Source organism: Microcystis sp. M090S1 (assembly GCF_020246295.1).
GTDB classification, from domain to species: Bacteria; Cyanobacteriota; Cyanobacteriia; order Cyanobacteriales; family Microcystaceae; genus Microcystis; species Microcystis aeruginosa.
The window spans coordinates 1-11,354 of record NZ_JADBTF010000068.1 but is presented as its reverse complement, the minus strand read 5'-3'; the positions used below and the strand labels follow the sequence as shown (position 1 = coordinate 11,354).

Annotated in this window: 13 protein-coding genes; 9 read left to right on the top strand and 4 right to left on the bottom strand. The window is 43.0% G+C overall.

From position 1 onward, the window contains the following. Window positions 1-216: 216 nt before the first annotated feature. From IM477_RS03095 to IM477_RS03075, 5 genes are all read left to right on the top strand, one after another. Window positions 217-1,548, top strand: a complete 1,332-nt coding sequence (locus tag IM477_RS03095; protein ID WP_287730491.1) for an RNA-guided endonuclease InsQ/TnpB family protein — start codon at window positions 217-219, stop codon at window positions 1,546-1,548. Then, window positions 1,527-3,167 carry a pilus motility taxis protein HmpF gene (gene hmpF / locus IM477_RS03090; protein WP_287730490.1) on the top strand — a complete coding sequence of 547 codons (1,641 nt, stop codon included), beginning with the start codon at window positions 1,527-1,529 and terminating at the stop codon, window positions 3,165-3,167. Before IM477_RS03095 ends, hmpF begins: the two co-directional genes overlap by 22 nt. Window positions 3,168-3,398: 231 nt before the next feature. Then, window positions 3,399-3,527: a hypothetical protein gene (locus IM477_RS03085; RefSeq protein ID WP_260324550.1), complete on the top strand. Its 129-nt coding sequence runs from the start codon at window positions 3,399-3,401 to the stop codon at window positions 3,525-3,527. A 126-nt stretch (window positions 3,528-3,653) separates the two neighbouring features. Further along, window positions 3,654-3,878 carry a hypothetical protein gene (locus tag IM477_RS03080; RefSeq protein ID WP_079208836.1) on the top strand — a complete coding sequence of 75 codons (225 nt, stop codon included), beginning with the start codon at window positions 3,654-3,656 and terminating at the stop codon, window positions 3,876-3,878. Between the two features lie 269 nt (window positions 3,879-4,147). Beyond that, window positions 4,148-4,957: a squalene/phytoene synthase family protein gene (locus tag IM477_RS03075; RefSeq protein ID WP_002798124.1), complete on the top strand. Its 810-nt coding sequence runs from the start codon at window positions 4,148-4,150 to the stop codon at window positions 4,955-4,957. An 87-nt stretch (window positions 4,958-5,044) separates the two neighbouring features. Here the strand turns inward: IM477_RS03075 and petD are convergent, their stop codons facing one another. Then, window positions 5,045-5,527: a cytochrome b6-f complex subunit IV gene (gene petD / locus IM477_RS03070; RefSeq protein WP_286827283.1), complete on the bottom strand. Its 483-nt coding sequence runs from the start codon at window positions 5,525-5,527 to the stop codon at window positions 5,045-5,047. A gap of 51 nt (window positions 5,528-5,578) precedes the next feature. Further along, the gene (gene petB, locus IM477_RS03065; RefSeq protein WP_002798126.1) at window positions 5,579-6,247 is read right to left on the bottom strand and encodes a cytochrome b6; all 669 of its coding nucleotides are present in this window, start codon (window positions 6,245-6,247) and stop codon (window positions 5,579-5,581) included. 238 nt (window positions 6,248-6,485) lie between these two features. Here petB and IM477_RS03060 point away from each other — a divergent pair, with 238 nt between their 5' ends. The 4 genes from IM477_RS03060 to IM477_RS03045 all read left to right on the top strand — a co-directional run bounded on the left by IM477_RS03060 (window position 6,486) and on the right by IM477_RS03045 (window position 10,255). Continuing rightward, the gene (locus tag IM477_RS03060; RefSeq protein WP_287730489.1) at window positions 6,486-7,922 is read left to right on the top strand and encodes a circularly permuted type 2 ATP-grasp protein; all 1,437 of its coding nucleotides are present in this window, start codon (window positions 6,486-6,488) and stop codon (window positions 7,920-7,922) included. Window positions 7,923-8,036: 114 nt separating this feature from the next. Next, window positions 8,037-9,038 carry an alpha-E domain-containing protein gene (locus IM477_RS03055; RefSeq protein ID WP_002798128.1) on the top strand — a complete coding sequence of 334 codons (1,002 nt, stop codon included), beginning with the start codon at window positions 8,037-8,039 and terminating at the stop codon, window positions 9,036-9,038. Beyond that, complete coding sequence (locus IM477_RS03050; protein ID WP_193958811.1) at window positions 9,038-9,904, top strand: transglutaminase family protein; 867 nt, start codon at window positions 9,038-9,040, stop codon at window positions 9,902-9,904. Before IM477_RS03055 ends, IM477_RS03050 begins: the two co-directional genes overlap by 1 nt. Window positions 9,905-9,916: 12 nt before the next feature. Next, window positions 9,917-10,255, top strand: coding sequence for a hypothetical protein (locus IM477_RS03045; RefSeq protein WP_287730488.1), 339 nt, complete (start codon window positions 9,917-9,919; stop codon window positions 10,253-10,255). Window positions 10,256-10,446: 191 nt separating this feature from the next. Here the strand turns inward: IM477_RS03045 and IM477_RS03040 are convergent, their stop codons facing one another. Beyond that, a complete protein-coding gene (locus IM477_RS03040) occupies window positions 10,447-10,893 on the bottom strand; it encodes a PIN domain-containing protein (RefSeq protein WP_287730487.1) in 447 nt (148 codons plus the stop codon). Next, complete coding sequence (locus tag IM477_RS03035; protein ID WP_287730486.1) at window positions 10,883-11,161, bottom strand: ribbon-helix-helix domain-containing protein; 279 nt, start codon at window positions 11,159-11,161, stop codon at window positions 10,883-10,885. Before IM477_RS03035 ends, IM477_RS03040 begins: the two co-directional genes overlap by 11 nt. Window positions 11,162-11,354: the final 193 nt, after the last annotated feature.

The following is an 11,354-nucleotide window of genomic DNA, read 5'->3' as shown; positions in this document are numbered from 1 at the left end:
CTTGTTTTAATTCTCCATGTACGCAGTCTTTAAAAGCCTCTATTTCGTTCCAAGACACGATTAAGAGTGGCTTTTAGGCTAAGTATAATTACTCATCGCGTAAGTGAGATGCTCCCCCTCTTGCAAGAGTGCCTCTTGCCTCGTCTCAACAAGCAATTTAAATTACGAACAGCTTAGTGCATTTATGTTAGTATAACATCAGGAGGGAAAAATACAATGTATAGATGCCAGCAAAATCTAATGAGCATGGATAAACATTTAAAGGCTATCCTTGAGTTCATTTGTGCTGAGTCTCATAAGCTGACTAACTGTGGAATTTATTATGCACGTCAACTTTATTTCAAAACCCAGAAAATTATTGGCAAATTTGATTTAGAGAAAGAGTATAAAAACAACAAACACTATCAAGTTTTATCCTCTCAGGCAGCACAGCAAATACTTAGAAGTGTTGCTGAGTCATTTAAATCATTTAAAGAGCTAAACCAGAAATATAGAAAGGGAGAGTTAACAGATGAGCCTCATCTACCTAAATACATAAAAAAAGAAGGTCTGTTCCTTGTCACTTATCCCAAGCAAGCCCTAAAATGGGTTGATAATCAAATTAGAATCCCTTTAGGAAAAACTGTGAAGCAATGGTTTGGACTTGATAGCTTCTATTTGCCAATGACCTCCAATTTGAGGTTTCAAGAAATTAAGGAATTAAGAATACTGCCCAGAAATCATTGTTTTTATGTTGAGTTTGTTTATGAGAGTAAACCAGTCGAGATTGAGGTCAATCCCGATAATGTGCTAGATTTAGATCCGGGTTTAAACAATTGGCTAACAGGAGTTTCTAGTCTTGGTACTAGCTTTGTCATTGATGGAAGGCATCTTAAGTCTGTTAATCGTTGGTACAACAAACAGGTAGCTACTCTCAAAGAAGGAAAACCTCAAGGATTTTGGTCAACTCAACTCGCTAAAATCACAGAAAAGCGTAATCGACAAATAAGAGATGCTGTTAATAAAGCAGCTAGACTTGTTATTAATCACTGTCTTGAGCATCAAAGGAACAAAGACCAAAAGAGGGAAAGTAATTTAGGCAAAAAGAACCATCAATCTTTTGTTTCAATTCCGACACCAAAACTCAAAGAACGCATTAGACAATTGTGTGAACAGTGTGGGATTAAGTTTATTGAAACAGAAGAAAGTTATACCTCAAAAGCTTCATTCTTAGACAATGACTCGCTACCTAAATTTGGTGAAAAACCCGCAGGGTGGCAACCATCAGGAAAGAGAACAAAAAGAGGATTGTATCGGACTGCTCAAAATCAGTATATTAATGCTGATGCTAATGGGGCAGCTAACATAATTCGGAAAGTAAGAACAACACTTAATTTTGATTTAAGTCGAGTGTCTAGGGGCGTTTGGACTCGTCCCCAGAAATTCAAGTGCTGGTCAGCTAAAAAGACGCGAAGTCCGCTGAGAATCCTCCGTCATTTATGGGTCGGAGAAGTCAAAAAAACTTTTATTATGGAGGACAACTACTCGTGCTATACCTTGCAGAAGTAAAAAAACAGACTAGAGGTTTTATCGGTGGTTACAAAACCGAATTGAAACTATTGGCCTGTCAGCATAATGATCAGACGTGGAGTGCCCTACCGGGGGAAGATATCTTAACCTACGACGAAACTAACTCCCTGGGTGAAGGTGCGCTTCTCTTGGTAAATTTGAGCAATAATCGTCAACTGCAAGGAAACCCGGAATTAGCGGGAGCGGAGATGGTGCGGCAACTGCAAAAGATTTCCCGTTTGATGGAGCGCAGCAAGAAAGATCAAGAGAAAATCGAGCAGTGGAAACAATCCCTCACCTATCAAACCGAGATTCTCAACCGCCAGAAAATGGAAATGGAGACAAGAATCGAGCAAATTGAACAAATAGAGGCAGAATTCGAGTATTTAGAGCGCAAAAGACAAGAACTGGAAACCCTAAAACAACAATTAAACGAGCAACAGCGACACCTGGAAGAAGGACAAATAAATTGTAACTCCTACCCCAATCTTTCCCCAGAAAAACAACAATTTATTCGCTCTCTAGCGGAGCGTTTAGCTAATAATCATGATCGGGGCAATTCTCCCTCACAAATTCTCCATTCCACTCTTGAATCTGTGCAGGAACAACAGACAATTTTAAATAGTTGTTGGCAGAGTTTAGAGGAGCAGAAAAAAGCTGTAGAAAATCGTCAGGTCGCCAACGATGAAATGCTCGATTATCTCGAACAAAGAGCTAGGGAATTACAGACGAGTCGCAATGCTTTGGAAACGGCTCAAATACAATTACAAATACAAGAAACTGTTCTGAGTCAAAAACAGGAATTATTCGAGCGCCTTAACCTCACCCTACAAACCACTGATTCTACTCGACAAATGCTCCTTCGTCTCCTGCAAGGGGAAGAACTAGATTTTGATGGTAAAATCGATCTAGAAGCTCTTGAAAAAATGCCTTTAGAAGAATTGGAGAGCTTAGTTAAGAACTTACAAACAGACCTCAAGCGCTGGGAAATTTTTGTCAACGACCAAGAGGAAGAATTAACTCTCCAATGCCAAACCGTGGAAGAATTAGAAGCAAGAATGGCCACAATAGATGAATCCGAGCGAGCTAATTTAGAAGAAGAATTAGCCGAGGAACAGGAAAAAAAAGGAATGCTGGCGGCAACTTTGGTCGGACAAAGACGTAATCTCCAGGAAAGGCAAGCTATTCGCTCTCAACATCTGAAAATTCTGCAACGGAGACAGGGGATTTTATCCCCAGAAGATGCCCAAAAATGTAGCTTTGAACCATTGTTAATTCTCTTGGAGGATAGTTATCAAAATAATCTCCAAGAAAGTCAACGTTTAGCAGCAGAAATCAAGGGACTACAAGAGGATTTACAAAAAAGCAGCGATAGTATTGACGGTCAATGGTCGGATTTAGAGCAAAAAACTCGTGAATTTGAAGAACAGGAGCGACAATGGCGCGATGCTAATCTGGTATTAGTGCGTTTAAAAACTCAGGTACAACAGTACGAAACTTTCCTGCAACCCGTGCAGGATCAACTCGATCAAATCCGTCAAAAACTAGAAACTATTTCCCAGTGGTTGATGCCTATGGAATCTAATGGTAGTGCCTATCATTACGCTATTAACAGTTAGGCTTAATTAGGGCTTCCTGAACAAATAATACAGGGCAATCTGGACATAGATTTCGCCGTTTTTGCCGTTAACGGAGGCAGGGGGCAGCAGGCCGTTTTTGTAACGGGGATTTATGCCCCGCTCCACCAACTTTTCGCCTTAAGGCGAGGTTTTAGACCCGATTTTTCCGATAACTTTTATAGCTTTTTATCTATGGATAAAATAATTTAGATCAATTTAACTCTAGGTTAGATGTGGTATAGACTAAGATTAGTAATTTATACTCAGATAGTTATGAGACAATCCGATCGAGAAATAATAATTTTAGCGGCTGTGGCATCCCTCTTAGCGGTAGTGGCGGAAGTGGCAATCGCTTTTTAGATAAAAAAAACTGATTTATGAGGTTAAAGTCCGGCAAAATTGGCAATCAATGCCGAGGAAAGATATCGATAGAATGCTTGTGACAGGGGCAGCAATTGCGATCGCCTCGATGAGCGAAATTAAAGCATGAATATTAGTGTAACCGGTCAGGTAAAAAGAATAGAAATAGGCACGGGAACTTGGGCATTAATTGCTGATAACGGTCAAACCTACGAATTAATGGAACCTCCCGCCGAATTAACTCAAAAAAAGGCAAAAGTGACAGTTATGGGTGAAATTCGCTCAGATGTGATGACTCTGGCCATGATCGGACCGGTTTTACAAGTGATCTCCTTTCAATCCTTGCCATGAAGCCGCAAAATACTGCTTAAAAACGGGCAAAAACTACTTTTTAAGCTTGTAATCTCGAAAAATTCCCGTAATTGTCCCTCAGCTATCCCAGAAAGAAAAATTGTCAAGAAGACCCTAAAGGTTGATTTTTTCGAGAATAATCTCGAAATTTTGGATAATAATACTACAATAGACAGCAACTTTGTCTTAGGAACATCGGAATAACCTAAACCGATCTATCTGATTGGTTTAACTCGTAGTTACCTAAGTTGGCGTGAGGAGAGGACTGAATGAATTTGCGCGATAATGCTTTAACGATTCTGCAAGAAACGAGTCGAACTTTTTATATTCCCATAAGTCGTTTACCAGATCGTCTGCTCGAGGCGGTAGCCTCAGCTTATCTCTGTATGAGGGCGATCGATGAAGTAGAAGACCATCCCGACCTAGATAACTTCAGTAAATCCCAGATATTAAGACAAATTAGCCTGAATTTACAAGCAGGTACTGAAAATTCCACCAAAGAGGACTTTGCTTTTGGCTTAGTCCATCGGGAGATTTTGCCAGAAGTAACCCTGAGAATTGGAGAATGGGCCCTGTTAGCGCCAGATTCGATCGCCCCCCGGGTCTGGGATGCCACGGCGGCCATGGCCGATCGCATGGCCTACTGGGCTGGGAATAACTGGGATATTCGCACAGAAATAGAATTAGATCAATATACCTTTAGTGTGGCCGGTGCCGTGGGTTTATTGCTGTCTGACCTCTGGAATTGGTACGACGGCACTCAAACTAATCGCAGTTATGCCATCGGTTTTGGTCGGGGTTTACAAGCGGTTAATATTGCCCGCAACCATGGCGAGGATCTGCGCCGGGGGGTAAGTTTTCTGCCCCAGGGTTGGACAATTAGTGATATTCATAATTATGCCCGTCGTAATCTGAAATTAGCCGATTATTACACTCAATCGCTGCCTAATGGGCCGGCACTTGATTTTTGTAAGATTCCCCTCGCTTTAGCCCATGGCACTCTCGAAGTCCTAGCTTTAGGTAAGGAAAAACTCAGCCGCAGCGATGTCATCGCTTTGGTACAACAAATTACCCGATAGAAGAAATCAAAATTAAAATTGCCCACGATCGCTCTTCCAAAGTCAGGAATCACAAGCGTGGGCAACAAACCGGTGGTGTTCAGTAACTTAGAACAAACCGAGAGTTAAAGATATATCGATGGGGAAAGTGGCACCAATACCTAACCAGATCGTGACCACAGTACCAAATAGGAAGATAGCGGTAGCGACGGGACGACGGAAGGGATTTTGGAATTTATTGACGCTTTCAATAAAGGGAACTAACATCAAGCCTAGGGGAACGCCGGCCATGCAAGCGATACCTAAGAGTTTGTTAGGAAGAATACGGAGAATTTGGAAAACGGGATAAAGATACCACTCTGGCAGAATTTCTAGGGGAGTAGCGAAAGGATCGGCAGGTTCACCGATCATGGTGGGATCCATAATCGCTAAACCGGTGCAGAGTCCGATCGTACCAAAGATAACCACCGGGAAGATATAGAGCAGATCGTTAGGCCAAGCGGGTTCACCGTAGTAGTTGTGACCCATACCTTTAGCCAACTTAGCGCGCAGAGCGGGATCGCTGAGATCGGGCTTTTTTAATGTGGACATGGATAATGTCTCCTAAAAATGATTTCGGATCGACAGAGATATTTTTCTGAATTATAGAGGCCCAGAAATGCCTTGTTTACGGATCATCAAGAAATGTAGCAACATGAAGACCGCGATCGACCAGGGCAGGACAAAGGTATGTAAGCTGTAGAAACGGGTTAAAGTTGCTTGACCGACGCTTTCGCTACCGCGCATCAGGGTGACGAGTTGATCACCGACGACGGGAATAGCAGCAGGTACACCAGAAACGATTTTAACCGCCCAGTAACCCACCTGATCCCAGGGTAAGGAGTAACCGGTGACACCGAAGGTAACGGTGATCACGGCCAGGACAACCCCAGTTACCCAGGTTAATTCGCGAGGTTTTTTGAAGCCACCGGTCAGATAGACGCGGAAAACGTGCAGGATCATCATTAAGACCATCATACTGGCAGACCAGCGATGGATAGAACGAATTAGCCAACCAAAGTTGACTTCGTTCATGATGTACTGTACTGAGGAGAGGGCCTCTGCTACAGTGGGTTTGTAGTAGAAGGTCATGGCGAAACCAGTGGCAAACTGGATCACGAAGCACACGAGGGTGATACCACCAAGACAGTAGAAGATATTAACGTGGGGGGGAACGTATTTGGTGCTGATATCATCAGCGATCCCTTGAATTTCTAAGCGTTCCTGAAACCATTGATAGGCTTTGGAATCCGTTACTTGTTTGGTAAACATCGCGTAACCAGTAAGAAAAATGAAAGATTTAAGGTGTGACCTTTAAAAAATGTAACACAGTTTTCAGGGCTAATTCTCGCTCTTGTCAGGTTTCTCCACCGGTGGGGATCAATCGGCGATCGCCAGCCCCGAAAAACCGCTAACTTCCTAAAATTTCCCTTAAAATGTCTCCTAGACTACAAAAAATCGGGCCAATTGTCCGACACTGGGAATAGGTAAGGTATGGAATGAGGTCAGTGTGCTATTAAATACCTACGATCCCGAAGGCTTCTACGACGAACTATTCTTAGATGATGGTCAACCTCGTCCCCACGCGTCTCCTTTAATCAAATGGTTGCAGAATCTGCCGCCCCTAGAACTTCAACAACACCGGGAAACCGCTCAGTCGGCCCTGTTTGAATTGGGGGTGACTTTCAATGTCTATAGCGACAATCAAGGGGTGGAAAAAATCTTTCCTTTTGATATTATTCCCCGAATTGTCTCGGCTGAGGACTGGGATTATTTAGAAAGAGGCCTGAAACAACGCATCAAAGCCCTCAATCTTTTTCTCTCCGATATCTACAATGACCAGTTAATCATTAAAGATGGCATTATTCCCCCCGAATTAATCGCCTCGGCGACGGGATTTCTGAAACCCTGTGTGGGACTGAAACCCGCCGGAGGTATCTGGTGTCACATCACGGGAACCGATTTAGTCCGCGATCAAGATGGTCAATGGTACGTTTTAGAGGATAATTTGCGGGTTCCTTCCGGTATTTCTTATGTCCTCGAAAATCGTCGGGTAATGAAAAGCACCTTCCCCGATATTTTCCAGACAATGAATGTTAAACCGGTGGATGATTATCCTTCCCATCTGTTGGAAACTCTCCTCAATTTAGCCCCACCCCAATTACCTAATCCCACCGTGGTGGTTTTAACCCCCGGAACCTATAATTCTGCCTACTTTGAACATTCTTTTATCGCCCAACAAATGGGGGTAGAATTAGTGGAAGGGCGTGATTTAGTCGTCTTTGATGGTTATCTACAAATGAAAACCACCAAGGGATTAAGACGGGTAGATGTGGTATATCGTCGCCTCGATGATGACTTTTTAGATCCGGCGGTTTTTCGTCCCGATTCGATGTTAGGTGTACCCGGATTATTAAAAGTTTTCCAGGAAGGTCGCGTCGCTTTAGCTAATGCCCCGGGTACGGGAGTCGCCGATGATAAGGTTATTTATGCTTTTGTCCCCGATATGATTCGTTATTATCTGGGAGAAGAAGCGATTTTAAATAACGTTCCTACCTATCTTTGTTGGCGAGAAAAGGACTTAGATTATGTCTTAAATAATCTCGATAAGTTAGTTGTGAAAGCCGCTAATGAGTCGGGAGGTTATGGGATGTTAGTCGGTTCTCAAGCTACCCCCGAACAAAGGGCAGAATTTGCCCCACGCATTGCCGCTAATCCCCGCAATTATATCGCTCAACCAGTGTTAAGTCTTTCTAGGGTTCCAACTTTAATTGACACGGAAATTGAAGGTCGTCATGTGGATTTACGTCCCTATATTCTCCATCGGGGCGATGAAATTTATGTGCATCCCGGGGGGTTAACTCGCGTGGCTTTGAAAAAGGGTTCTTTAGTGGTTAATTCTTCTCAAGGTGGTGGCAGTAAAGACACTTGGGTTTTAACCAATTAATCAAGACAATAATCAAAATTTTGCTGGGTTACGGCCAAAATTAAATCATGAGTCGAGTGCATAAATTATTTTCGCCCAATCCACCCTACCCTTTTCACTTTTTCCTGGTTAATTATGCTTAGTAGAGTTGCCGATTCAATTTATTGGTTAAATCGCTATATTGAACGGGCGGAAAATGTCGCCCGGTTTATGGATGTTAACCTTAATTTAATGTTAGATGTACCTACCAGTGTTTTGCAACAGTGGGAACCTTTGGTTTTAACCACGGGAGATTTAGAAAAATTCAAGGAACGTTACGGCACAGCCACCGCAGAAAATGTGATCAATTTCTTGACATTTGACACGGAATATAGTAGTTCAATTATCTCTTGTTTGCGCTGGGCGCGAGAAAATGCTCGGTCAGTTCGCGAGATTATTTCTTCGGAAATGTGGGAACAGGTTAATGGTTTTTTCTTGATGGTAAAAGATGCTTCCTCTTACCATCCTCAAACTACTTTACCGAACTTTTTTACCCAAGTTAAATTGGCTAGTCACCGTTTTGCGGGGGTGATGGATGCAACGATGACTCATAATGAAGGTTGGCATTTTGGCGTTATGGGAAGATTACAGGAACGCGCCGATAAAACCGCCAGAATTCTTGATGTTAAATACTATTATCTCTTGCCTTCCGCTCAATGGGTAGGAACTTCTCTAGACCAAATTCAATGGATTGCTTTACTGCGGTCGGTGAGTGCCTACGAAATGTATCGTAAATGTCAACGACGGATTACTCCTAGTGACGTGGCCGAATTTTTAATTCTTAATCGAGAATTTCCTCGTTCAATTCACTTTTGTCTGCGGGAATTAGACCACTGTTTGCATCAAGTTACAGGGACTCCTATAGGAACTTGGGGGAATTCGGTAGAAAGAAGTTTAGGGCGACTTTGTGCGGAAATGAGCTATCTAACTATCGAGGATATTATTGAAATGGGATTGCATGAATTCCTCGACCATATTCAAAAAAGAGTTAATGATGTGGGAATAAAAATGACAGAAACTTTCTTCGTTTTTAATCCTGAACTTGCCTCACCTCTGCCAGTAAATAACTTTCAATATCAATCCCAATTAACAACTTAATGCGTTATCACATTCGGCATCAAACTAACTATTTCTATAATCAACCCGTGATTTTATCACCCCATCTGCTGCGCTTGCGACCAAAATCCGATGGTGGGCAAACTTTGCGAGAGTTCACACTCAAAATTAACCCAGAACCTTTAACGATAACTAATATTATCGACCTCGATGGCAATTCTTGTTTACAAATTTGGTTTAATCAACCGACGGAAGAATTATTGATTGATGTGGTCAGTGAAGTAGAAACCCATGGGGTTAATCCTTTTCAGTATTTGTTGGAACCTTGGGCGACCTGTTTACCCTTTGATTATCCCATTTCTCTCCACAGTCAATTACAACCCTACAGACAATTTTATGGGTTAAATAATGACCCTGATATGGCAGCATTAGCCCAAGAAATTATGCAGGAAACTGAGGGACAGGTGCTATCTTTCCTGTTTAATCTTAATGACAAAATTTACCGCAATTGTCAGCAAATTATTCGTCTTACCGGGGAACCCTATCTACCCGGAAACACTTGGAAAAATAAGCAGGGTTCCTGTCGCGATTTTGTGGTTTTATTTATGGATGTGTGTCGCTGTGTGGGATTAGCTTCCCGTTTTGTCAGTGGCTATCAAGAAGGAGATTTAGACCAAGAAGAAAGACATTTACACGCTTGGGTAGAGGTGTATTTGCCGGGGGGCGGCTGGAAAGGTTATGATCCTACCCATGGATTAGCGGTGAGTGACCGTCATATAAGCCTCGTTTCTAGTCCAATTCCCCGTTATTGCGCGCCGGTAGAGGGAAATGCTCGACCGGTTAATCTCGGTCATCAAGTGATAGAATCTCAGCTATCATCGACAATTTCCATCGATTTGTTATCTTGAGGATGATTCTTTATGGCTAAAGGATTTGGCACAGCAACAAAAGGACATTTAGGCTATGTTTTATTGTTGTGTCCTACTGCTAATGCCTATGCGGCTAATCATAGTTTAGATGGGGAGGGAGAGGAGTTTATTGGGGTTACTAATATGTTAGAAATGGCGCAAGTTTGGACTAAAAAAAATGCGGCGCGTGAGGCAATAATCAAATATGCAGATTTTTTGATCCAACAGTTAGAAGAAACTCCCCAAGTAAATATTCAGATTAGAAGTTTAAAGCGTTTAGCCAACGGCAAGTTGGTTACGGAAGTGTTAGAGGAGTTAACTTTTGAACAAAATTCGGCTTCTCCTAGATAGGGTTTGCGGCAAAAAGTTTTTCGTGGGGGCAGGGTGTGGGGTGTCGGGTATCGATCTGGTTAAAATCGAGTACCTAAAGGAGTTGGGCGACACCGAGGGGGACTGTCAGACGGTGTCGAGGCTGAAAGAACGGGAAGAATGGAAGCCGCCGCCCTCGCCTTCTTGGGAATCTTGGCGAAACTACAGCTATCTTACCCAGAAGAAAGTCTGCCGCCATCGTTCAGGGGGTTGACGAAATGAATTCCCTCAATGGTAGCCCCGGAATTAAAATCCTCGCTATAGACCGTGGTGATTTGATTTAAGCGAGCGGTCGCCCAGATCTGGGCATCCCAGTAGGAAAACCGGTAACTTTCTACTCCACGGGTGGCTTCCAGAACGATCAACTCGGTGATCGGAACTACCTCACAGGCTATTAGATATTGACGGATGCGGGCCAGAGCTTCTTCGTGGGTTAGCAGGGGGCGACGGCTGCGGGTGACGGCCTGAAAGAATTCTCCCATCACCTGCGGACTGATGACGGCGCGGGTGGTGCGGATCAGGTCATCGACAACGGTTAATGCCCGTTCCCGTTTGCTTTTCTCGGCGATATCGTAGAGATAGACCAGAATATTGGTATCGAGCAGGACTCTATCGTTCATAGAGATCCTCCCTTCGCCAATCCCTTTTACCCGGTTGTGATGGGCGGTTTTCGAGACCAGCGATAAAGGCCTTTTCTCGCTCCCAAGCACTCAAGTTCGGGGTAGGAGATTTGACGGAAATTATGTGTTGGTCAATCGCCTGTCGGATGATCTCGGCCTCACTCAGTCCCGTTTGTCGGGCCTTCTCTTTCAGTAAATTATTCTGCTCGGCTTCGATATAAATTTGCTTGCGGATTTTGCTGACCATAGCCAGTTCAAGTATATACATTACATTATACATTACTATAACCGTCGTGAATCGTAATCGCCAGTTTTTCTATATAGGGCTTGCTGAAAAAGCCTGAAATGCCGATAGGAAAAAGGTTTCGACTCAATAAAGTCGAGAAAAAAGGCCCAAAAAAAGGTAAAATACCCTAAAAGCCAGGCACTTTTTTCATCCAGTACAGATGTATCGTATATCG